The organism is Williamsia soli (genome assembly GCF_017377795.1).
Classification (GTDB): Bacteria; Actinomycetota; Actinomycetes; order Mycobacteriales; family Mycobacteriaceae; genus Williamsia; species Williamsia soli.
In genome coordinates this window covers 1-23647 of sequence record NZ_JAFRDR010000018.1, presented here as the reverse complement: position 1 = coordinate 23647, position 23647 = coordinate 1, and the positions used below count along the sequence as shown (strand labels likewise).

The window sequence follows — 23647 nt, the reverse complement described above, 5'->3', positions numbered from 1 at the left end:
AAGATAAAACAAGCGCTTGAGCAAACTAAGGAGTGTGTCCATGAAGTTCTCCATGATCTTTGAAGCCCAGATCGCGGATCCGACGCCAGAGAAGGAGCGGCAGACCTACCACGATTCCATCGAACAGGCGGTCTTCGCCGAAGACATGGGTTTCGACGGGATCTGGGCCGTGGAACATCATGGTCTCGAGCACTACTCCCACATGTCGGCGCCGGAACTCTTCTTGGCGACAGTGGCGGCGAAGACCACCCGTATTCGCTTGGGGCACGGCGCCGTATGTATGCCGTTCAACTTCAATTACCCGACCCGGGTGGCAGAGCGCGCCGCGATGCTCGACGTGCTCTCGAATGGTCGCCTCAATCTCGGCGCAGCCCGAGGTGGGACGCTCCAAGAGGCCGCCATGTGCAACGTCGACCCGTCCAAGACGGCTGCAGAAGTCGAAGAGGCGCTTCGGATCATCGCGTCGGCGTGGCGGTCGGACGACTTCGAGTACCACGGCGAACTTCTCGATATCAAGGCGCCAGAGGGAAACTCACCTCTGCGGATTCTGCCCCGCCCGATCCAGAATCCGCATCCACCCTTGTTCCTGGCCAGCACCAAACCCGATACGGTGGTCCACTCGGCTGAACTCGGAGTCGGCGCACTGGTTTTCGGCTTCGGGGGGCTCGACAGCGTTGCCATGCAGCACAAGCTCTACTGGGACCGGGTAGCCGAACGGGACGGCAGCAATCTCGTCTCCGACGTGGTCAACAATCACTTCGTCGCATTGTGCCCGACCATCGTCCAGGATGATGCCCAGCGCGCGAAAGAGATCGGCGCGCGGGGGCAGCGATTCTTCGGTGAGTCCATCGGGTACTGGCATCTCGGTGGCGCGAAACCGCCGACCGGTGCGACCGTCGACGACGACAACATCGCCTACATGAAGGCGAAAGCTGCGGCCGAAGAGGCGGCCTTTGATCGCGGCGATCGTCCCCAGTACTCCGAACGCTCATTGGCCGCAGCCAATTACAACGTCGACCACGCGTATGGCACCGTCGAGGACGCGATTGCCTATGTCGAGAATCTCGAACGGATCGGAGTCGACGAGGTTCTCTGCCTGATCCAAATGGGAACGGTCCCTCAAGAGGTGTGCATGGAGACCATCAGAGCGTGGGGCGAGCACGTCATCCCACATTTCCGGACTCCTGTCGAAAGCCGTGCATCCATCACGGTGGCGGTATGACGCGACTGGCCGGAAAGCGAGCATTCATCACGGGCGGTGCGCAAGGGCAGGGGGCCGCGGAAGCCAGGGCGTTCGCGCGTGAAGGTGCGCAGGTCGTCATCGCAGATCTGAACGAGGAACTCGGCCGCCGCACGGCAGACGAACTCGGTGCGCAGGTGCACTTCGTTCCGCTGGACGTCACGGACAAGGATTCGTGGTCATCCGCGGTCTCCAAAGCGCTCGATCTGATAAGTGGACTCGACGTCTTGGTGAACAACGCCGCTCGATACTGGACCCGGCCAGTGCTCGAGGAGACGGAGGACTCGCTGGATGCCATCTTCGCGGTCAACCTGAAGGGTGCCTATTTCGGAATCCAGAGCGTGGCAACGCCGATGATCGATGCAGGTGGGGGGTCGATCATCAATGTGTCGTCGGTGGCGGGCATGGTCAGCCACATCGATCACAGCGCGTACAGCATGACGAAATGGGGTCTGCGCGGTGTCACGCGGGCTGCCGCGGCGGAGCTCGCGAAGCACCAGATCCGGGTCAATTGTCTGGTCCCGGGGGCGATAGCCGGTCCGATGTTGGGGCTTTCCGTTCCCGAGGACCAGCAACATGACGCGGACACATGGACCTCCATTCCGATGGGACGGGTCGGCGAGCCGGAAGAGGTCGCTGAAGCCGCGGTGTTCCTGGCATCGGATGAATCGTCATTCATGACTGCAACCGACCTGGTCGTCGACGGCGGCTCGGTGGGGGTGAGGTGAAGCATGACCAGCATCGATGAACACTCACCACCCCAGGTCCTGGACCCCGAGTTCACCGCGGTCGTCCAAGGTTTCCCGCCTTTGCAGTTCAGCGACCCGGCAGCGCAGCGTGCTGCGTTCGCGGCAGCTCGCGCCACGATGGACGCCCCGGCCCGGTCGCAGGACATTTCCCTCGTGCTGGCCGACGACGTTGTTTCTGCCGACGGACATCGGGTTCCCCTGCGGATTCACTTGTCCGACAATCGTCGGCACGATGCTCCCACTCTGATCTGGATGCATGGCGGCGGATACGTGGTCGGGTCGGCTGATGAAGACGATGCTCTGTGCGCGCATCTCGCCGCGCGACTCGGTATCGGCGTCGTGTCCGTCGACTACCGACTGGCACCCGAACACGCGTTTCCCCGCGGATTCGAAGATTGCCACAGTGTGGCACTTTCGGTGGTCGGGAACCGACCGCCCGGCTTGCGTGCTCTCGGTAACGGGCCCGTGATCATCGGTGGAGCGAGTGCCGGGGCGGGTCTGGCCGCAGCCGTTGCCCTGAGGTTCCGCGACGAGGGCACACCTGGGCTCAACGGTCAGATTCTGCTCTATCCGTTCATCGATTCGACGACATCGTCGCAGTCGATGCGTGACTTGGCAGACTCACCGATATTCAACGCCCGCGACGCCGGGCATTGCTGGGATCACTACCTAGGGGAGCGGCGCCACAACCCGCCGGACTACGGATCGCCCTCGGCAGCGCAAGATCTCACCGACCTGCCCGCGGCACTGGTGGTCGCAGCCGGGTTGGACTGCCTTCACGATGAGGCGGTCGACTATGCGCTCCGCCTGCGGCGCGCCGGGGTGCCGACCGAGCTTCATAGCTTCGCGGGAGTACCGCATGGATTTACCGGGGTCGCGCCTTGGACACGGTCCAGTCGGCGTGCTGTCGGCGGCGTGCTCGACGCTATTCGCCGATTCACCGACACCACAGATTCCGTCGACTGACGGACAACAGATTGGACGCCAGAATGTCAGACACAAACCAGGTGAAGCCGTTCAAATTCGGTGTGGTCGTCCGCAAGGCCGACTCAGGACGTGCCTGGGCCGAACGAGCTCGACTGGTCGAACAGGCCGGTTTCACCAATCTGCTCATGCCCGACCACTTCGTGGGCCCACGGTTCGCGCCGATTGCCGGCCTGGCCGCAGCGGCCGCCGCAACAACGACGCTGCGAGTGGGAACGCTTGTTTTCTCCAACGACTACCGGCATCCGGTGGTCCTCGGCAAAGAACTTGCCACCCTTGACGTCTTGTCCGACGGACGAGTCGATGTCGGTCTCGGGACGGGGTGGATGCGAGAAGACTACGACCGCGCCGGACTGACGTTCGACACACCCAAGGTCCGGTTCAATAGGTTCGTGGAGGCGCTGGACGTTCTGCGCGGCGTCTGGGGAGAGGGTGCTTTTTCGTACGACGGCGAGTACTACCAACTCGACGAACTCATCCAGGAGCCCAAGCCTGTGCAGAAGCCGTTTCCCAAGATGATCTTCCCCGGTGGCGGACCGAAGATGCTTCGGCTTGCCGGGCGATACGCCGACTACATCAACCTGACGTTGCGTGTGCGGGCCGACGGAACGGCGCCCGACGCCACAGACGGGGGACTGGAGTCGTTTCTCGGCAAGATCGAGACGATTCGCGAATCCGCAGGAGACCGGTTCTCCGACATCGAGATCGGCACAAGTATTCAGCAGGTCGGCATTCCGCAGGACACCGAGAACTGGAGCGCTGTCAACATCTCCCGGCAGAACGATACGCCGCAGGTGCTCCTCGGAGACGTCAGCGAGATGGTCGAAAAGCTGCAGTACTGGCGAGATCACCACGGACTGAACTACTTCGTTCTCCACAACGACAAAGATCTCGAGACGTTCATACCTGTGGTCGAGAAACTGGCCGGACAGTGAACCGGCCGGAGGCCACCGAACCGGCGGTCGCCTCCGGCCGGTTCTCCATGCACGGTCTCACCGCGGTGGTCACCGGGGCGGCACACGGCATAGGCCGAGCGGTCGCCTCGGACTTCGCCGTCGCCGGAGCATCGGTCGTATGCATAGACATCGACGCGGACGGGCTCGACGATTCCGTCCGAGAGATCACACGGCGGGGTGGCAGCGCGAGAGCCGTGGTCGCAGATGTCACCGACGACCCGGCACTGACGGGCAAGATCAACGAAAGTGTGCCGACGGCAGGGTGTGTCGATGTTCTGGCCAACGTTGCCGGTGCGATCACCGGCCGCGGCGACATCCTGGATGTGCCGCAGGAATCGATGTTGCGTGGCTGGCAATTGAATCTGGCGAGCATGATCACAGCTGCCCGGGCCGTCGTCCCGCACATGCCCGCGCGAGGCGGCGCCATCGTCAATGTCGCGTCGGGAACCCTTGATGCGTTGGCGCCCGGTCTCGGTACGTACACGATTCCCAAAGCGGGTGTGCTGCAGCTCACGAGAACGCTGGCAATGGAGTTGGGAGCTCGGAACATCCGCGTCAACGCCGTCTCTCCCGGCTACATCGACACTGCGATGACCGCCCACCATTACCGCAATGTGGACGGATCCATCGACACGGCGACGCGTGAGCGTATCCACCGAGAGCAGTGTGCCGCCACCGCGCTGAAACGCATCGGCACCGCAAGAGAAATAGCAACGGTGGTTCGGTTCTTGAGCAGTGGTGAGGCCTCGTTCATCACGGGTCAGATTCTTCGGGTGAACGGCGGATCGGTGATGCCACTGTGAACGGGCGTCTGCGGCTTCCAACGGTCCCGAACTACACCTTCCCCGGTTGCGAGGGCAGCCAATCCCTCGTCGTCGGCGGAGCCGGCGGCGGGGTGGGAACTGCCGTCGTGAAGCTCCTGCTGCAGTCCGGATCTCAGGTTGTCGTGGTCGACCGGGACGAAGGACGGTTGAACGAGCTGGCGCGCGCGTACGGCGCCGACGGTGACCTTCGACCGGTTGTCGCGGACGTAGCGACCGAACACGGTTTGCAGACGCTACGGGAAACGGTGCGGACCAGCCGACTCGTCACGCGACACCTGGTCAATGTGATCGGTGGGGTGACCCCGGCCGAGATCGGCGGCTTTCTCGACCTCTCCAAGCAAGGGTGGAGCAAGGCGCTGGAGACCAACACCGACTATGCCTTGTGGACGTGCCAGATCGTGGCCCGCGAACTGATTGCCGCCGGTGTCGGGGGTGGATCCATGGTCAATCTCACCGTCGCAGACGCGACGCGTGCGATGCCGTGGTTTTCGGGATACGCAGCTGCACGTTCAGCATTGGAATCGATGACCCGGACAATGGCCATCGAACTGGCGGGCAACGGGATCAGATGCAACTCGGTGGGCTGGGGCCTCATCCACTCACCACGCATGCATCCTGGCGACGGGGACAGCTCTGAACTCGAGAAGCTGATTCCGATGGGTAGGAGAGGAGCGGTCTCTGAGATCGCCACGTGCGTGGCCTTCCTCCTGTCCGGTCTCGCGTCGTACGTGACCGGACAGAACATCGCGGCGGACGGTGGCCTGTCGGGCATCGGCCCGCATTACGCGGGGCAAGGCCACCGCCCAGTCTTTCTCGAGTCCGAAGAAGCGCTTCGTGCTGTCCGGAAGGCCGGCGATGGCTAGGTCCGACTTCATACCCCGTATCCGCCGTCGACGTCCAAGGTCTGGCCCGAGATGAAACCCGCGCGATCGGACGCCAGGAATGCGACTGCTTCGGCGATGTCCTGTGCGACACCGAAACGGCGCAACGGAATGTTCGCTCGAGCCACATCCAACGCCCGTTCGTCCAGATCGCCCGAGTCGATCAACCGGGTCGCCATTCCGTCGGTCAGCATGCCCGGCCCAACGCAGTTCGCTCGGATTCCGAACCGGCCTTCCTCTGCTGCAAGTGCTTTGACGAGGGATTCGACTGCCCCTTTGGGCACCGACGACAGACCGTCCCGTACCGGGAATCGCCGCGTGGCGGCCGTGGTGACGGCGACGATGCTCCCTCCGGCCTCACGAAGTATCGGCAGGACTGGATGAACCAGGTTGAAGAAGCCGAGTACATCGGTGTCGATCTGCTGGCGAAACTGCACCGGGCTGACCCGGCTCATATGGATCATCGGCACGTGCGGGCCCGCTGCGTAGACCAGGGTGTGGATCCCGCCGTGTGCATCGACGACGTCACGCGCCACCCTGGCACACACGTCCGGGTCGTTGAGGTCGACGCGAACTGCTTCCGCCTTCACGCCGGCTGCCCGCAGATCGGTGCAAAGTGTCTCGGCAGCTTGCTGATTGCTGCGGTAGGTGAACACCACCGAGCTACCGCGCGCGGCCAAGGTGCGGCAGATGGCACTACCGATACCGCCCGTTCCGCCCGCGACGAGGGTCGCGCCGGAGCGGGTGTCGAAGTCGAGCATGTCAATTGCCTTTCGTCGATGGTCTCGAAGAGCATACCAAGCAAGCGCTTGGGTAAGTTAGATTGAGCGGAATCAATCAGAGAGGAATCACATGACGAAGGACAACCAGGTCGCGGTGATCACCGGAGCTGCGCAAGGTGTGGGTCGAACGGTTGCGCAGCAACTCGGCCGAGCAGGCAACAGCTTGGTGATCAACGACATCCAGGAAGAAAAGCTCGAGAGCGTTCGCGCAGAGCTGTCCGACGAAGGGTTCGACGTGACTGCGGTTGTAGCGGACGTCGGAGTCGCCGGTGACGTGAACCGGCTGATCAAGAGTGCCGAGGCTGCGTACGGGCGCATCGACGTGCTGGTGAACAACGCAGTCGCGTACGGAGGGGTCGAAGAATCGGACATCAACGTCGAGAGCACACCCGACGGAGCATGGGACCGAACCTTCGCCGTGAACTTCTATGGTGCGGTCTGGGCGATCCGAGATGCGATTCCGGTGATGCTGCGCGGTGGCGGCGGGTCGATCGTGAATGTGGGCTCCACGTCGGGGTTACGAGGCGACACCGTCCATGTTGCCTACGCCGCGTCGATGGCAGCAAAGTATTCGCTCACCCGATCTGTGGCGACCTCACATGGTAAGCGGGGGATCCGTGTCAACTCGGTGGCCAGTGGATTGATCCTGAGCCCCACCGCGAAGACGAATCTCTCGTCGGAGAAGCTCGCAGCCTACGACGCCAATTTGCTGGTGAACGACTTCGGTGAGACAGAGGATCTCGCCTCGGTGATCTGTTTTCTCGCTGGTCCCGGGGCGAAATACATCACGGGGCAGACGATCACCGTCGACGGTGGTTTTCACGCCCATCAACCGTGGCACGCCCAGAACGACATCGTTCATCCGCAGGCACCGGTGTGAACGGCTACAGGCAGTTGTCGAGGACAAGGAGACGGGTATGACGACGACGACCAGCGCCACCGTGGACACTGCGACGGGAGCGGCGCCTATCGCTGATCTGGGTCGCACGTTGATGCATGAGCACATCTTCGTGACGAGCCCTGAAGTGCAACAGAATTGGCCGGACTATCCGGAGCAGTGGAGTGAGGACGAACAGATTGCTGACGCAGTCCGCAAGCTGTCGGACCTGAAGGCGGCCGGTTTCGACACTTTGGTCGACCTGACGGTGATCGGACTCGGACGGTATATCCCACGAGTGGTGAAGGTCGCCGAGCAGTCCGAGGTCAACATCATCCTCGCGACCGGTGCTTACGTACTGAGCGAATTGCCCGTGTACTTCCACTATCGGGGGCCGGGTACGCCGGCCGGCGGCCCTGACCGACTGGCCGAGTTCTTCGTCCGCGACATCACCGAAGGCATGACCGGGACGTCCGCGCGGGCATCGATCCTCAAATGCGTGACCGACGAGGCCGGGCTGACCAAAGACGTCGAACGGGTTCTACGCTCGGTCGCGTTCGCGCACCGGGAAACCGGGGTGCCGATCACGACCCACACCCACTCCGGGCTGCGCCGTGGGCTCGATCAACAGCAGGTGTTCGCGGACGAGGGCGTCGACCTGAGCAGGGTGGTGATCGGACACTCCGGCGATACCGACGATTACGAGTACCTACAGACGTTGGCTGATCGCGGCTCGTACCTCGGTATGGACCGATTTGGGCTCGAGACGGTCAGTTTCGACAAGCGCGTCGAAATCGTTGCCGAGATGTGCCGCCGTGGCTACGCATCGAAGATGGTGCTCTCCCACGACACCTCATGCTTTTCCGACATGTCCGATCCAGTCCGCCGGCGGCATTTGAACCCCCGGTGGAAATGGACGCACATCGCCGAGGACGTGGTACCTGCTCTACTGAAATGCGGTGTGGAGCAGGGTGATATCGACACAATGCTCATCGAGAACCCGCAACGGATATTCGGGGTACAAGGTGGCTACTGACAGGCGACGAGAGCGGCCAGGCCAGAATAACAAGCAATTGCTCAACTAGATCTTGCGAACATGCGCTTGCTCAAATACAGTGTGGTCCACGCCACACTCGGGCGACCTTCCATCCAGGAGTGCATATGACCGCAGAATCGTCACCGAGATCACAAGACGCCAAGGACACTCAACCGCCCGGAGTCGATCTGTCGACCGATGAGGACGACGGCAGGGGGTGGACCCCCAAGTTGTTCCTCGCGCTGTTCGTGATCGTCATGCTCGGCGAACTCACGGCGTTCTCATACAACCTGGTGGCCACGGCTTTGCCCGGTATCGGGGCGAAGTTCGAGGCCGACAACCTCGGCTGGGTCATCACCATCCCGACCTTGGTGTCGGCGGTGGCGATGGCCTTCATCGGCAAACTTGCCGATCTCAAGGGCAAGCGGCTGGTACTCATCACCATCAGCGCACTGTCAGCCGTCGGTGCGGTTGTCTCCGCAATGGCCCCGACCTACGAAATCTTCCTACTCGGCCGCGGCCTACAGGGTCTGATGTTCATCGCACCAGCTCTCGGCTATTCGCTGATTCGGGACATATTCCCGAAGAAGCTGATTGCCTTCGCGGCGACTGTGACGTTCACCGGCTTTGGCGCCACGTTCATTTTCGCGCCGCTCCTCGCGGGCTGGCTCATCGACAATTACGGTGCAGTGTCGATTTTCTGGTTTGTCGCGATCTATCTCGCTGTGTGCCTCGTCGGCGCGGTGCTGTTCGTGCCGGAGTCGCCGCTGCGCGTCAAGAGCAAGCTGGACTGGGTAGGTGCTCTGCTACTCGGCGCGGGCGGCGCGTTCATCATCTACGGACTGGGCGAAGCCAACAAATGGGGCTGGACCTCGATCACCTTTTTTGCCTTCATGGTCCTCGGAGTCGTCTGCATGGTTGCCTGGTTGAAATGGGATAGCCGATTCTCCGATCCGCTGATCGAAATACCGTTGCTCAAAAGTCGGCCCGTCTGGACGACAGTGCTCGTCGGGGGGACCATCTATGCCACTGCCGGGATAGTCTCGTCCATCGTTCCGAGCATGGTGCAGACGCCTCGCGAGATCGGCGGAACCTACGGATTCGGTACCGACGCAATGGGTGTGGCGGTCTACCTGGTTCCGTTGGGTACCGCGATGGTGGTGTCCGGCCTGCTGTGCGGCAGCATGGCGAGGCGTTGGGGTATCCGGGTGCCGGTTCGGATCGGTTGTATCTTGCTGGCTTTGGGTGCGGGAAGCCTTGCGCTGTGGCATTCGGAGTCCTGGCATGTCGCCGTGGCGCTGGTCCTGTTCGGAGCCGGTATGGGCGCAACCTACGGTGGTCTTCCCAACCTGGTGATCCAGGCGGTCCCGCCGGAGAAGCAGGGGATCAGCGCGGCAATTGCCAACGTTGCGCAGAACCTCGGTACGTCCATGTTGATTCAGATCGTGTTCGGCGTGCTCGCCGGTCATCTGATCGTCTCCTCCGTCGGTGCCTTCTACACCAGTGACGGCTACACGATCGCGTACGCCATAGCTGGCATATGTGCTGTGGTGAGCTTCCTTGTGACCTTCCTGATTCCGCACGGAGGTGTCCAGGGTGTTCGGAACGTGCGAACCGGTGGCGATGTAGCGGCCGTGCACTGATCTTCAACTGATCGTCAGCACGACGAACTCGGGGCCCCGTCTCTGACGGGCCCCGAGTTCGTGCTGAGTACGCTCTACAAGCGACGGTCGTCGAAGTTCTGCGCCGATGCGATCGCGGCCGTCGCTTCGTCAAAGCTGCGGAACACCGGAAGGCGACCGCTTCTGATGAAGTCGATGAGCATCTCACCGTCCGCAGCGGGCGCGACATCTGAATTGCGGAGTACCACCGCAATTCGGACGCCAAACCGCGCATCGATCACGGCTCGTAGCGACTCGATCAGGGGAACGACACCCGCGGTTCCGTAGTTGTAATAGGCGGCGACGTTCAGGTGGATGAGGACATCGGCATAGCTCTGTTCGGTGTCGACCAGAACGACGCGCAACACATCGGCCAGAATTGACGGGCTCGATGTCGGCCCGACGGGCACTTCGAGTGGATTGGCGACGCTGGTCCCCGCTCCGAAGCCACGCTCGCGGAGCGACGCCTTGAGCCCTTCGTGCAGGGGGGTCACGGCGAGTCCTGCGCGGTCGCAAGCGTCCGTGGCGAGCACGGAGGCGCCACCGCCGAGTCCGATGACCAGCACGCCGCTGGATGAAACTGCCTGCTGTGCATGCCGATACTGCTGCAGATACGTCAGGCAGGACAGGAACGTCTCGAGTGAGGGCACCTGGTGGGTTCCGGTCGACGAACTCACCGCATCCCACACCTTCGAGCTGCTCGCCATGGATCCGGTATGCGAACTGACCGCGGTGGAGCCCTGCTCGCTGGCCCCGCCCCGCAACATGACCACGGGCTTCACGCCGTCTGCGCGGCGAAGAGCATTGCGGAGTCGTACGCCGTCCCGTGCTCCCTCGAGGTAGATCCCGATGACCTCGGTGTCCGGGTCATCGACGAGCCAGTCGACCAAGTCGGCCTGCGTGACGTCGATCGCGTTCCCGATGCTGACCAGTTTGGAGTATCGGATGCCGCGTTGTGCACCGACGGTGATCATGTCGCCCGACAGGCCGCCGCTCTGAGATACGACGGACACTGCGCCGGCCTCTTCGGGCGCACCGAGGGTGAAGACCTGACGTCCCCGCGGGGAGTAGACGCCGAGACAATTGGGTCCGAGGATTCTGGCGTCCGAACCGTCTGTGGCGGAGCCCAATTGCTCTTGGAGGAGCAGGCCAGCGGCGCCCATCTCGGCGAACCCTCCGGTGATCACATGGATGAAACGGACGCCGGCTCGAGCTGCTTGCGAAACCACCGACGGGGTGACCGAAGCAGGGACTGCGACGACCAGGTAGTCCGGCACGGTGGGCATCGCGGTGAAGTCGGGATAGGCGGGCACCCCGTCAATTTGCTGCGCGGAGGGGTGCAGTGCGTACAGTCCGTCGGTCCAGCCGACCTGGCGGTACGCGGCGAGAAACCTGTTGCCGAACGTCGATTTCGATCCTGATGCGCCGGCGATCGCAATCGACGAGGGCGCGAAAAGGGCCGCGAAATCGGTGGCCGTCCGTTCCGGATTGCCGTCGACGACAGACTTTTCGATGAGGAGCCGGGCATCGAGGGCCGAGGCGCCGGTCGTGGTCACGACAACTGGGTTGCACTCGAACTCCGACAGGGCTGGACCGATCCGGTTCACCAGTCCCTCCGGGCCGGCGATCGCCAGGAGAGCGTTGACCAGGGCGTCGCGGTCGATCACGTCGGTGCCGCGGGCCCCCTTGAGTAGCGGCGCACCCGGGAACGTGTCGACGAGCTCTTCGGCGTCGGACCGTGACAGCGGTACCACCCGTACCGCTGACAGGTTGAGCAGTTCGGTGGCAATCCCGCCGAGGCCGAGTAGGAGGACATGGCCAAAGGTACTGTCGCGCACGACCCCGACGATCAGTTCGATACCGCCGGCATGCTGTTCTTCGACCAGGAACCCGTCAGGGGTGATGCCGACAGCTGTCAGGTGGGCGCGCATGTCGTCCACCGCGGCCGGGATCTGCTGCCTGGTCAGCCCCAGTTTCACCCCACCCACATCGCTCTTGTGCAGCAGGCCGGGCCCGAATGCCTTGAGCACAAGGGGTTCAGTGAGACCCCGTGTGGCAGCGGCGGCTTCCGGTGAATGCGTGAAGGTGATGCCGCGCGGCACATCGACGCCGTTGTTACGCAGCAGTTCCTTCACCGCATGTTCCGCAATTGTGACTCGGCCGTCGGCGGTGGTGGCACCCTGGCGCAGCACCGGGTCGACGTCGACCCCGGGGTCCGTTGTGGTTGGCATCGTGGTGGTTCCCTTCTTGAAAGCACTATTTAAGCAAGCGATTGGTTGGTAGCCTACCGATAAGAGCTCTCCTCGAACAGTGACTTACGAAAGGTCGTGGGCCGATGGCTGACGGTGACACACCCATCGACGCTCCCTTCGGCAACTGGGGACGCTGGGGGGCCGGGGATGAGCGAGGGGCCGCGAACGCGATAACCCCCGAGCTGGTCCGGAACTCCTGTGGATCGGTTCGGGATGGGAAGGTCCTGTCGCTGGCGCTACCGATCGAGGGCGCAACGTCCGGTAGCGGTAGGTCGAAGATCCCTCATCTGGCCGGACGCCCTCTGCCGCAACACTTCATGTCGGTCGATGGTGGAGACTATGCGGCTGGGTCTCGGCAGATCAAAGGGGAGATGTCGGTGGCTGACGACGCATTGATCGTCTCGCCGCACGGCACGACCACGCACGTCGATGCGCTTTCCCATATGTGGCGCGGCGACAAGCTCTACAACGGGCACGATGCCGGTCGAGTCCGGAGTTACGGAGCAACCCGATGTGGCATCGAGAAGCTCGGACCACTGGTGACCAGGGGGGTGCTGCTCGATGTCGCGGGGTATCGAGGAGTCGGCAACCTGGAGAAGAGCGTTCGTATCGACGCCGAACTGCTGCGCGCCGTGGCGGACGCGCAGCGCATCGAAGTCCGAGCCGGCGATGTGGTGCTGGTACGAACCGGATGGATCACCGTGTTCGCTGACGACCCGGTGGCGTTCTCGGACGAACAGCCTGGTCTGTGTCACTCCGGAGCGACCTGGCTTCTGGAGCGCGATGTCGTCGCCGTCGGTAGTGACAACGTCGCGGTCGGCGCCCTCGATCCCGGTGGAAGCTTCCACGGGTCGGTCGACGAGGACGTCCACATGGCGGCCCTCTGGCAGTACGGCGCCCCTCTCATCGAGATGCTGTGGCTAGAAGATCTCGCCGCGACCGCGCGTCACGAGTTCCTATTTGTTTTGGCGCCGTTGGCCATCGTCGGGGGAACGGCCAGTCCGGTGAATCCACTGGCGGTTCTCTGAGGTGCGATCTTCGACCATCCCCCAAACGTGTCGCGACACCTATTTGACAGGAGAAGATCTTGAGTATCCCCATAGCTGAGTTGGCCCCACGGCTACCCGAATTCGATTACGCCAGCGAGCGGTATGCGAGGGACCCGTACGCCACGATCCAAGAGTTGCGCGGGAGAAACTGGCTCGCGCGCTCAGTCCGCGGATTCGAGGTGCTGTCATGGCCGGAAGCCAGTGCACTGCTCGTCGATCGGGAACACCTGGACGGGATCGGCGCCGACTACTACAGCCAGCAGGATGCGTCGGCGGAGATCATCAGGTATGCGACCGAGGGAATGCTGCCATTGATGCCGTGGGTTCGTCACGACCCGATCCGTAAAGTGCTTCAAAAGGCGTTCAACGCAAGAGACATTCGTGGGATGCGCGAGGACATGCGAACTGTCGCGACCAGATTGATTCAGACGAACGCCGACGCCGGACACCTCGATTTCGTGAGCGACTTCTTGGACACCTACCCGATAGAGAATGTCTGCCGACTGCTGGGTATTCCGACCGCTGACGTCGCCGAATTCACATCGTGGACCGTCAGTCTGGCGCGGCTCTCGCACAATCCGGTGGCGCCGTATCAAGAAGAGATCGATGACGCGCTCCGTAGTCTCTACGACTACTTCGGCCGGCTTGTCGAAACGCGCCGAGTCGAACCGGGCGACGACTTCGTCTCGGCGCTGATTCGCGCAGCCGCTGAGATCGATGCTGAAGGCTTCGGTATCACCGAGGCCGAGATGTTCGGTGCCTTGGTGAACCTTCTTTTCGCGGGCCATGACACAACCCGGTTGCAGCTCGGTTGGGCGGTCTTCCTCCTGATGCAGAACCGAGATCAGTGGGAGCTGCTGGTGGAGTCGCCGGAGCTCGCGCCGCAGGCGGTTGAAGAGGCGATGCGGTTGACGCCCTCCTTACACACGATTTTGCGCACTGTGACCGGGGAGTTCGAGGTCAGGGGCGTTCGATTTGTCGAAGGCGAGTCGCTTTCCATCAACATTCCTGCCGCGAACCGGGACCCGGAGATCTTCGATGATCCGGATCGCTTCTCCATCGAACGTCCCAACGCGGCGCAGCATCTGACGTTCGGCCGGGGGCACCGGCTATGTCTGGGCCAGCTGCTGGCCCGCTCGGAGATGCGGGTGGCACTGGAGGTCCTCGCCGAGAACTACCCGGATCTCAGCCTCGCCATGCCCGAGGTTCTCTCGGATCCGGCGGCGGCCACCTATGGACCGGAACGATTGGTGCTCGACCTTGGGCGCGGGGTCTGAGACCGATCACGCGACTCTCGCCTGGGTGACGCAGAACCCCGACCTCGGCGCGGAGCGCGGCGCCGTTGGTCGCGGACACTACCTCGAGGACGCGTACATGATCGTGTCGCGACCTCGTCGACGGTAGCGAGCCACTGGAGCAAGGTGGTCCGCGACGGCAGGCCGATGCTGAACCTTGCCGCCCGAGGTCAAAGGACTTCCAGTCCGCTGGTGAGGTCAGCGTAGTGCTGCTCGATATATGTTGATGACATCTCGGGGTGAGTGTGAATCCACCGCGCACCGGTTGTGAGTTGCTCGAATGTCAACGCTGCGACGGACTCTGGGCTGAGTCCGTCGTTGGCCAGGTGCGCGGCGAGTTGCGTTCGGTAGTTCTCGGCTGATGAGTCGCCGGTGGTGGCCGCGTCATCGAAGATCCGGGTGCGCACGGCTGCGGGCACGAGGATGGAGACGCCGATGTTGGCCCGTGCGGACTCGAGGTCTGCTTCCAGCGATTGGGCCAGTACCCGGATGCTGTGTTTGCTGACGGTGTATGCCGATTGCGAGGCGCCGATCGCGATGCCCCCGACTGAAGAGGTGCACAGGACGTGACCCCGGCTAGTGCGATCGATCATCGTCGGTAGGAACGCGCGCATGAGGTGGAAGGCGCCATTGACGTTGATCGCCTGAACTCTTTCCCATTGACGCGGGTCGGTATCCCAGACGAAGCCGGTCATCTCGACACCGGCATTACACACCAAAAGAGCAGGCGTGCCGTATTCGTTCCGGGTGGCTTCGGCCAGTTGTTGTACCGAGGACCAGTCGGCGACGTCTACGTGCTGCGCCCGAGCCGTACCTCCGTTGTAGGTGATGTCGCGCGCCACTGTGGTGGCGCGGTCGAGGTCGACGTCGGCGACGACCACGGTCATCTCGAGCTCGGCCGCGGCGTATCGGGCGAGATGCTCGCCGATGCCAGAAGCGGCGCCGGAGATGACCGCTGTCTGCCCTTGGAGGTCGCTTCTCGTGGTGTTCATGAGGTCCTCATCTGTTCGGTGATGAACGCAACGACGTCCCCGAAGGCGTCGCGTGCCTCGTCGAGTACGTCGACGAGACCGAAGAATCCGTGGTGGACACCGGGGTACCGTCTGACTCGGGCCACGCCTCCGGATTCGGTAACTCGGTTTCCGTAGCGCTCGCTGCCATCCCTGGTGGGATCGTGTTCAGCGGTGACGACGAACAAGGGCGGTAGCCCGGCGACCGACGGGGCCCGAGCCGGCGATACGTACGGGTTCTCGTGGTCGGATGTGTAAGCTTCCCAAAACCATTCGGCATCGGCGGCGGTCAGAAAGATCAGATCCCCCAGCTCTGGGTTGGTCACCACACACTCGGCGGTTCCGTACACGCTGACCTGGCAGACTGGCGGTGTGCGAGCTTCGTCTCGGCACCGCATACTCAAGACCATGGCGAGGTTTCCGCCGGCGCTGTCACCGGCGACCGCAATGCGGGACCTATCGAAGCCCTGGAGCTCGGCTGGACCTGATCGAATCCACTCGTAGACAGCCAAACAGTCGTCCACACCGGCTGGAAACGGATGCTCGGGTGCCAGCGCGTAGTCGAGGTTGACCACCGCGACGCCGAGAGCCTCACAGAGACGCCGGCTCAGGTCATCGCCCATGGCCAGTCCGCCCAGTACAAAGCCTCCGCCGTGGATCCACATCAGGACCCCGGTGGACTTGGCGGTTGCGGTGGGGCGGTAGACCCGAATCGGGACTTGCCGGGCGGGCGTCGAGACGGTGGAGTCAAAGACCGAGCCGACCTCGATTGCCGATACAGGGATCATGCCTGCGGTCATCGTACGGAGCTCGTCCACTGAGCGCGCGGTCATCGATTCGCCGAATGCTTGCTGCATGCCGTCGGCGATCGTCTCCACGATCGGGTTCAGGGCCATCGGGGTCGCCCTTCGAGGTCGGCGACAACCAGTTCGACAGATTCCAGCATGTCACCGGGGATCACCCAGGTGCTTGTGTCGGTGACCTGTTCGGGGTGTTCGGCGAAGCTTTGGAGTGGCTTCTCCTGGTCGGCGATGAAACCGCTTGTCACAGCCAGGTACTCACGAGCGGCGCGATTCGCACCAACTTGGAAGGCCTCACCGTTCCAGGGGCATTCGGGGTGCACGAGGTAGGCAACGAAGGGCGCGGCTGCCTCAGGTGGGAAGTTGTTTTCCACCGTGTCGCGGAAGTCACCCGGGGGAATTCCACCGGTCATGCGGGTCCAGGCCGAGGGCATCACGGTGTTGACCTTGAGCGAGCCGTGCGCAGCGGCCTCTGCAGCCAGTGCCCTGGTGAGGCCGAAAACCGCTGCCTTGCAGGTGACGTAATTGCTGGTCGGCGTTCCCCAGATCGAGTCCGACGAGGTGTTGACGATTCGACCGGAGTCAGAAGACAGAAGGTGTGGCCATGCGGCCCGGGCCAATCGTGCGGCACCGGCGACGTGAATGTTGAACGAGAACAGCAGGTCCTCGATCGAGTTGTCGGCGATCCCAACGCCGCCTCGCGTGGCGCCCGCGTTGTTGATGACAGCATCGAGTCGGCCCCACGTGTCAAGGGCAAGCTGGACGAGTTCGTCGCCCGACCCGTCGACGCCGACATCTGCGCCAGAGGCGACAGCCTGCCCGCCGGCTGCGGTGATTTCATCCACCACTGCTTGTGCCATTCCTGGCCCGCCTGGCACCCCGTGCACTGTCCCGCCGTAGTCGTTGACGACTATTCGTGCCCCCCGGGCGGCCAGGAAAGTGGCATACGCTCGGCCCAAACCACCGCCTGCACCGGTGATAATCATGACGCGTTGATCGAAATCGAGGCTCATACCGTCTCCTTGGCTTGTGATTTGCGGTCCTGGATTTCGCCGCTGTTGACCTTGGGTATGAAAAGTGCGACCAGGAAGGCCACTACGCACATCCCCGCGGCGATCAGGAAGACCTGACTGAATCCGCGGGCTGTGTAGATGGGATACCCCTCGACGAGTTGCCCCACGTTCTTCGACAATGCCAGCCCGGCCAGCTGCGTGAAACCGCTGCCGAGCGCGGCGCTGATCGCGCCCATCATGCCGGCGGCCGCACCGCGACTTTCTGCAGGTGCCACGACCATCAGCATTCCGGGCCCGGCGGCATAGACGATCGACCCCAGGCCCACCAGGCCGTAGAACAACACCGGCATCCACGTCTCAGTGGTGAACGCGGACAACCCGGTCGCCCCGGCTCCGATGATTACCGGGCCGATGATCAAGAACGGGCGGTAACCCATCCGGGGCGCCAGGGCGCCGACGATGATTCCGGCGACGACAGTCAGGACGCCGGCGAGGATCAGGTAGCGGGCGACCCCGGTGGCGCTGAGGCCGAAACCGTAGTCCATGCCGAGTAGGCGAGGGGTCTGCAGCATGCTCGGCAGATAGCTCGCCATCACCGTGATGGCACCGCCGGCAAACGAGTACGTGAGAATGGTTGTGGCCATGGGGCGGGTCGAGAGGACCGCCGTGTCTATGAACGGATCGTTTGTCCTGGCTTGGTACATCCACCACGCGATCAGGATCGCTAACCCTCCGCCCACGGTCAGCAGCGTTTTCACGTCCACCAATTCCCATGTCTGCAACTGCGAGATGCCGTACAGGATCAGCAACAAACCAGCGACAAGTCCCAGGACACCGATCACGTCGATCCGGCTGCGATTTCGCACTGTACTTTCCGGCACCAGGGCAAGAGTGCCCGCCGCGCCGACCGCAGAAATGACTGCGACAAACCAGAACACGGCCGAGGTCGAGTAGTTGTCAATGAGGAATCCAGCCAGGAAAGGGCCGACGATCGTGACCACGCCCACACCGTTGGTGGCGATGCCGATACTCATCGACCGGTAGTTCTCCGGGAACACATCTCGGATCAAGGCGAACGTGACCGGGAGGAATGCGGTGCTCAGCCCCATCAGCGCCCGTCCGAGCAGGAACAAACCGAAGCTGGGCGCCAGCGCACACAAAATTGACCCCGCCAGCGCGATGAGGGCCGCCCCGACCAGTACCTTGCGCTTTCCGAAGCGGTCGCCGAGTTTGCCGACCACAGGTGTCAGCACTCCGCCGATCAGCGTGAAAATCGTTATTGTCCAGATGATTTGCGTTGTCTCATACTCCATCGCCAGCCCGGTGAGGGCCGGCGCGATGAGCGTGAAACCAAGTGCAGTCTGCTCGGTGAGCAACACCAGACAGGCAAGGGCCGTAATCCACCTGCCCCTCGAACGAGGCGGGCCGTCGGGCGGTTGTCGCAAAGAGGGGGAGGTCATGGATACGACTCCTGGTGCAGGCCCTAGGTGGGCAGTGATGAGTTAAAACCCGAATCGACCGAAGTGACCTGGGTCACCGTTCGCAGAAATCTTGCCCAATGTTGTACTTGAAGTCAAGTAACTGGACGATAAGTCTTCTTGGAAGTTCTCGGGTACGGCTTAGGATGTTGAGATGGCCGAGCCAAAACCTATGTCCTTGCGTGATAGACGACGCCTGGAAACCCGCGAACTGCTCGTCGCAGCAGCGATCGACTCGTTCAGCGTGAAGGGCTTTCACGCGACGTCGATCGATGACATCACCGACCAGGCCGGCACCAGCCGCGCCACGTTCTACGCCTACTTCGACACCAAAGACGCGGTGCTCGCGGCTGTCGTCGAGCGCATGTGGGTCGAAGTTGAGGACATCTACGCCCAATTCGGGGCGCTCACAGACTGGTCGGCGAGCTCGATTGGTGCCTGGCTGACTCGTTTCGTCCGGGCGTGGCAGATGACCGCGGCCCGCAACCGCGTAGCAGCAGAGGCCTCATCAGCAGAGTTGGCCAAAGACCTCCCCGACCGCTATCGACAACTGGTCAAGATTGTCCGCTCCCAGCATCAACTGTGGGCTCACTTCACGGACCGCGAAGCTGATGCGCGCGCGTCAATGCTGGTGCTCCTGCTTCAGGAGGTCCTCACCCATCACTTCTTCGAGGATCCCGAGGCCGACGCGGATCTGATGGTGCAGTACCTGACATCTGCCGCGCGAGACCTTCTGCGTGCTCAACGAACTTAGACTATGAGTCTATTGACAATACTCTGAGTATAGATACACTCGTGTGACGTAGATCGCACACACGAAGAGGTGTCTTATCGTGCCCACTCCTGAGGTCCGTCCCCCCAATCTCGCTGCCGATACCCGCGCTCGCCTGCGCGGCGCCAACCCTGCCGTGCTCGCCGCATCCCTAGCCGCCCGGGCAGGAGACACGGCCCGCGCGCGGAGTTTTCTTGCGGAGCTGACCTACGGGTTCGAACGAGGTGGGGTCGTCTGCGCATTGTCGGCCACGCGGATGGAACAGCTCATCGACTGGTACGACGACGTGAGTCGTGACGACACAATCTCCGATACCTCAATGCCGGTGTCGGACGCCGACTTCTCGGCCTTGGCGAGCGGACTCGTCGGGTGGGAAGTTCCGGCTGAGACAGCGGCCTTCTACCGCGAGCAGGCCGGCTTCGTTGACTTCGTTGCCACATCCCAGCAGGCCGATATCGATGTGAACGCGTTCGACATCGTGGCAATTGGTGCAGGCATGGCGGGCATCGCCACCGCTGTCGCCGCCGGCAAAGCCGGAATGAACTGCCGGATCCTCGAGAAGGCCGCACAACCAGGTGGGGTATGGCAGCAAAACACCTACCCGGGTGTCGGTGTTGACACACCCAGCGCCTACTACTCGTTCTCGTTCGAGGTGAACCAGAACTGGAGTGGGGTCTACCCCACCGGCCAGGAGTACCTCGACTACCTCAACCGTGTGGTGGATCGGTACGACGTTCGCAAAAACATCACCTTCGAAGCACACGTATCACGCCTGGAGTGGGATGAGACTGAAAATCGTTGGAATATAACGTATCTCAAAGATGGCCGCGAGCACCTCACGTCCGCGTGTGCTGTGGTGACCGCCGCGGGCTACCTGACGCGTCCGCAGTTCCCGAAGGTGCGCGGGTTGGAGGACTTTGCCGGTGAGTGGTTCCACTCTTCACAATGGAACCATGACTACGACTTCACCAACAAGCGAGTGGCGGTGGTGGGAACAGGCTGTACCAGCGTGCAAGTGGTCGATGCGCTGGCTGATCAGGTCGCAAGCCTGACTTTGGTTCAGCGCCAACCACACTGGGTGATGCCGCCCACGGTGGACGAGACATTTTCGGTCACCGAGCGGTGGCTCAACGCCCACGTCCCGGGTTATGCTCAATGGTCTCGTTTGCTGACCTTCATACCGATCAGCGATTTCAACTACCCTGTCGTGCGCTACGACGACGAGTGGGCACGTACCCATGATCTGTCGATCAGTCAGGCCAATGACCAGGTACTCCAGGTGGCCCTGGGCTATCTGCAGACTTCCTTCGCCGACCGGCCCGACTTGATGAAGGTACTCACGCCGAACTTCGCACCGTTCGGCAAGCGTCCGATCAGAGACCCCGGCAACTACTACGGCGCCCTGAAACGCGAGACATCCGCTGTTGCCTCGGGTCTGAGCGAGGTTGTGCCGGAGGGCATCATTGATGCCGATGGCCAAATGCATGAGGTGGACGTGATCGTCTATGCCACAGGATTCGAGCTCGACTATCTCGCCAACGTGGAGGTGATCGGCCGAGACGGCCACAGGCTTGGTGACCGATGGGGCGAATCTCCGGTGGCCTACAACGCGTGCCAGGTGCCGGGCTTCCCTAACCTGTTCATCACTTCCGGCCCGCACGCCAGCCCTTCGCACGGCGGCGGCCACAACTTCGCAGTCGAAGCTGTCGTCCACTACGTCATCGAATCGCTCCGCGACCTCGCGGCCAGGGGCGCCCGCTCCGTGGAACCCACCGAGGAAGCGATCGTTCGCTGGAAAAACGAAGTCGACGAGTTGATGGCAGACAGCGTCTGGGCCCGCGAGACGCGCGCCACAACCTACTACCGCAACGCCAAAGGGGAAGTAGTCCTCGCGAGCCCGCTGACCATGGTGGACTTTTGGACGAAGCTTCGGGCCCCCGAACCAGCCGACCTCAGGTACGGGAGTTGAGAAGCCGCCGTCGCCGTCCAACTGCGCACGACTGGGTGCGCAGCCAAGCAGCGTGAGGCGCCTTCCATCGCTACGAGCACCACACAGACATCACTTCTATAAAGGACCACTTTGTGAGCGCCTACGACGACAAGGTGTGGCTGTCCAGGTACAGTCCCGACCACAAGAGCACGCGCACTGTCGATTTCACGGACGCGCTGGCGATGTTCAAGGCCACTGCGCGGCGCAGTCCCGAACGCGACATCATCCGGTACTTCGACGGGCACATCACCGCGCGTGAGCTCGATGAATTGAGCGACGCATTCGCTGCTGGGATCACCGACGCCGGGTTTCGGCCTGGAGATCGCCTGGTGATCTATGCCCAGAACATTCCGCAGGTCGTGATCGCTCAGCTCGGCACGTGGAAGGCCGGCGGAATCGCCGTGTCCGCCAACCCGATGTACCGCGAACGTGAGCTCGAAGAAATTGTTCGCGACTCCGGTGCCAAGGTCCTCGTGGCCCTGCAGTCTTTGTACAGGGATGTTGCTCACAGGGTCACGCGGTCCATCGACGTGCCTATCGTCATCACCACCTCCGAACTCGAGTACCAAGGTGCCAACCGCGGCCCGCTGCAGGACGTGCAGCGTATCGAATGCCCCGGCACCATCAACATGGAAGAGATGCTCGCACGGCTGCGCGGACAACCCATCCCCGCGATCGACATCCGGCCTGACACAGTTGCGCTGTTGACCTACACCTCTGGCACTACCGGACCTGCAAAGGGTGCGATGACAACACATCGCAACGTAACGTTCAACGCCCAAACTTATCGCGACTGGCTGGGAATCGATCACGACGATGTGATTCTCGGTGTTGCGCCCCTGTTCCACGTCACCGGCTTGGTCGGTCACATTGGGTTGTCCCTGCTGACCGGCGCACCACTGGTGCTGATGTGCCGCATGGACCCAGCAGAGACCGTCGACACCATCGCGGCACAGCAAGCAACTTTCACGGTCGGTTCTATCACTGTGTTCGTTGCTTTGATGAATGCCCACAATGCGACCAGGGAGAACCTGCAGAGCCTGACGAAGATCTGCTCCGGCGGAGCACCGATCCCTGCGAGCACCCTCGCCGCGTTCGAGGAACAGTTCGGGCACTACATTTACAACATCTACGGTCTGACCGAGACCACCTCACCCTCGCACTGCGTACCCTTCGGAACCCGGGCGCCTGTAGACACCTACAGCGGTGCAACGTCGATCGGCGTACCGGTCTACGACACGGTGGTCCGAATCGTCGACGACAAGGGAGCCGACCTACCCCAAGGTGAAGTTGGAGAACTTGTCATATCAGGACCCCAGGTGGCCGCTGGCTACTGGAACAAGCCCGAGGCCACAGCAACATCGATGCCCGGTGGCGCTCTGCATACTGGCGATGTCGGTTACATGGACGAGCACGGATACTTCTACATCATCGATCGCAAAAAGGACCAGATCAACGCCAGCGGTTACAAAGTATGGCCCCGCGAAGTCGAAGACGTACTCTACGAACACCACGCCATCCGCGAAGCAGCTGTTGTCGGCGTACCCGATGCCTATCGCGGAGAGACCGTGAAAGCCTTTGTGAGCCTGCATCCCGACGCCTCGGTCAGGTCGGAGGAGCTCATCGCCTTCACAAAAGACCGCCTGGCAACCTACAAATGCCCGCGCTCCATCGAAATCCTGCCGTCCATACCCAAGACCGCGAGCGGCAAGATACTGCGCCGCGAATTACGTTCGCGGAGTTGAGATCAGTACTATCCACCGCAGGCCCGGGCAAAAGCGGGCGACCGCTACCGATATTGCTCTCAGTGATATTGCCGGCCGGCCAGCATCGTTGCCGGATGCAGGCCATCCTGCGTAAGGGATTTGAAGGAACGGATTAGGCAATGGATTTCACTTTCGACTCGACTACTGAGGACTATCGTTCGCGGTTGCTGGGTTTCATGGACGAGTTTGTTTATCCGAATGAGCATTATTTTCATGACCGGCCGGGCGAGGG

Annotated in this window: 20 protein-coding genes; 14 read left to right on the top strand and 6 right to left on the bottom strand. The window is 62.3% G+C overall.

Translation table 11 applies throughout. The annotated features are described in order from the left end of the window. Window positions 1–40 precede the first annotated feature (40 nt). From J3S28_RS27885 to J3S28_RS27860, 6 genes are read left to right on the top strand one after another with little or no spacing between them, the layout of a single operon-like run. Window positions 41–1222 carry an LLM class flavin-dependent oxidoreductase gene (locus tag J3S28_RS27885; protein WP_207844524.1) on the top strand — a complete coding sequence of 394 codons (1182 nt, stop codon included), beginning with the start codon at window positions 41–43 and terminating at the stop codon, window positions 1220–1222. Further along, a complete protein-coding gene (locus tag J3S28_RS27880; protein WP_207844522.1) occupies window positions 1219–1968 on the top strand; it encodes an SDR family NAD(P)-dependent oxidoreductase in 750 nt (249 codons plus the stop codon). The genes J3S28_RS27885 and J3S28_RS27880 overlap by 4 nt, the downstream gene beginning before the upstream one ends. Window positions 1969–1971: 3 nt before the next feature. Continuing rightward, entirely contained in the window at window positions 1972–2955 is a 984-nt protein-coding gene (locus J3S28_RS27875; RefSeq protein ID WP_207844520.1) for an alpha/beta hydrolase, read from the top strand. Between the two features lie 23 nt (window positions 2956–2978). Continuing rightward, window positions 2979–3908: a TIGR03621 family F420-dependent LLM class oxidoreductase gene (locus J3S28_RS27870; RefSeq protein WP_207844518.1), complete on the top strand. Its 930-nt coding sequence runs from the start codon at window positions 2979–2981 to the stop codon at window positions 3906–3908. Then, window positions 3905–4732: an SDR family NAD(P)-dependent oxidoreductase gene (locus J3S28_RS27865; RefSeq protein WP_207844516.1), complete on the top strand. Its 828-nt coding sequence runs from the start codon at window positions 3905–3907 to the stop codon at window positions 4730–4732. The genes J3S28_RS27870 and J3S28_RS27865 overlap by 4 nt, the downstream gene beginning before the upstream one ends. Further along, window positions 4729–5616 (top strand): SDR family NAD(P)-dependent oxidoreductase, encoded by an 888-nt coding sequence (locus tag J3S28_RS27860; protein ID WP_207844514.1) that lies wholly within the window; start codon window positions 4729–4731, stop codon window positions 5614–5616. The genes J3S28_RS27865 and J3S28_RS27860 overlap by 4 nt, the downstream gene beginning before the upstream one ends. Before the next feature lie 8 nt (window positions 5617–5624). Here J3S28_RS27860 and J3S28_RS27855 read toward each other — a convergent pair whose 3' ends face one another. After that, window positions 5625–6395, bottom strand: coding sequence for an SDR family NAD(P)-dependent oxidoreductase (locus tag J3S28_RS27855; protein ID WP_207844512.1), 771 nt, complete (start codon window positions 6393–6395; stop codon window positions 5625–5627). A gap of 91 nt (window positions 6396–6486) precedes the next feature. Here J3S28_RS27855 and J3S28_RS27850 point away from each other — a divergent pair, with 91 nt between their 5' ends. From J3S28_RS27850 to J3S28_RS27840, 3 genes are all read left to right on the top strand, one after another. Then, window positions 6487–7296, top strand: coding sequence for an SDR family NAD(P)-dependent oxidoreductase (locus tag J3S28_RS27850; protein WP_207844510.1), 810 nt, complete (start codon window positions 6487–6489; stop codon window positions 7294–7296). Between the two features lie 37 nt (window positions 7297–7333). Continuing rightward, a complete protein-coding gene (locus J3S28_RS27845) occupies window positions 7334–8329 on the top strand; it encodes a phosphotriesterase family protein (protein WP_207844508.1) in 996 nt (331 codons plus the stop codon). Window positions 8330–8454: 125 nt separating this feature from the next. After that, window positions 8455–9972: an MFS transporter gene (locus J3S28_RS27840; protein ID WP_207844506.1), complete on the top strand. Its 1518-nt coding sequence runs from the start codon at window positions 8455–8457 to the stop codon at window positions 9970–9972. Between the two features lie 74 nt (window positions 9973–10046). Here J3S28_RS27840 and J3S28_RS27835 read toward each other — a convergent pair whose 3' ends face one another. Beyond that, window positions 10047–12221, bottom strand: a complete 2175-nt coding sequence (locus tag J3S28_RS27835; RefSeq protein ID WP_207844504.1) for an acetate--CoA ligase family protein — start codon at window positions 12219–12221, stop codon at window positions 10047–10049. 104 nt (window positions 12222–12325) lie between these two features. Here J3S28_RS27835 and J3S28_RS27830 point away from each other — a divergent pair, with 104 nt between their 5' ends. Both J3S28_RS27830 and J3S28_RS27825 read left to right on the top strand, forming a co-directional pair. Then, window positions 12326–13270, top strand: coding sequence for a cyclase family protein (locus J3S28_RS27830; protein WP_207844502.1), 945 nt, complete (start codon window positions 12326–12328; stop codon window positions 13268–13270). 59 nt (window positions 13271–13329) lie between these two features. Further along, window positions 13330–14568 (top strand): cytochrome P450, encoded by a 1239-nt coding sequence (locus J3S28_RS27825; RefSeq protein ID WP_207844500.1) that lies wholly within the window; start codon window positions 13330–13332, stop codon window positions 14566–14568. 188 nt (window positions 14569–14756) lie between these two features. Here J3S28_RS27825 and J3S28_RS27820 read toward each other — a convergent pair whose 3' ends face one another. From J3S28_RS27820 to J3S28_RS27805, 4 genes are read right to left on the bottom strand one after another with little or no spacing between them, the layout of a single operon-like run. Continuing rightward, window positions 14757–15578: an SDR family oxidoreductase gene (locus tag J3S28_RS27820; protein WP_207844498.1), complete on the bottom strand. Its 822-nt coding sequence runs from the start codon at window positions 15576–15578 to the stop codon at window positions 14757–14759. Further along, the gene (locus J3S28_RS27815) at window positions 15575–16492 is read right to left on the bottom strand and encodes an alpha/beta hydrolase (protein ID WP_207844496.1); all 918 of its coding nucleotides are present in this window, start codon (window positions 16490–16492) and stop codon (window positions 15575–15577) included. Before J3S28_RS27815 ends, J3S28_RS27820 begins: the two co-directional genes overlap by 4 nt. Beyond that, a complete protein-coding gene (locus J3S28_RS27810; protein ID WP_207844494.1) occupies window positions 16483–17409 on the bottom strand; it encodes an SDR family NAD(P)-dependent oxidoreductase in 927 nt (308 codons plus the stop codon). Before J3S28_RS27810 ends, J3S28_RS27815 begins: the two co-directional genes overlap by 10 nt. Beyond that, window positions 17406–18869, bottom strand: coding sequence for an MFS transporter (locus J3S28_RS27805; RefSeq protein ID WP_207844492.1), 1464 nt, complete (start codon window positions 18867–18869; stop codon window positions 17406–17408). The genes J3S28_RS27810 and J3S28_RS27805 overlap by 4 nt, the downstream gene beginning before the upstream one ends. A 172-nt stretch (window positions 18870–19041) precedes the next feature. Here J3S28_RS27805 and J3S28_RS27800 point away from each other — a divergent pair, with 172 nt between their 5' ends. The 3 genes from J3S28_RS27800 to J3S28_RS27790 all read left to right on the top strand — a co-directional run bounded on the left by J3S28_RS27800 (window position 19042) and on the right by J3S28_RS27790 (window position 23394). After that, window positions 19042–19641 (top strand): TetR/AcrR family transcriptional regulator, encoded by a 600-nt coding sequence (locus J3S28_RS27800; RefSeq protein ID WP_207844490.1) that lies wholly within the window; start codon window positions 19042–19044, stop codon window positions 19639–19641. A gap of 274 nt (window positions 19642–19915) precedes the next feature. After that, window positions 19916–21628, top strand: coding sequence for a flavin-containing monooxygenase (locus J3S28_RS27795; protein ID WP_207844488.1), 1713 nt, complete (start codon window positions 19916–19918; stop codon window positions 21626–21628). A 113-nt stretch (window positions 21629–21741) separates the two neighbouring features. Next, complete coding sequence (locus J3S28_RS27790; protein ID WP_207844486.1) at window positions 21742–23394, top strand: class I adenylate-forming enzyme family protein; 1653 nt, start codon at window positions 21742–21744, stop codon at window positions 23392–23394. Window positions 23395–23647: the final 253 nt, after the last annotated feature.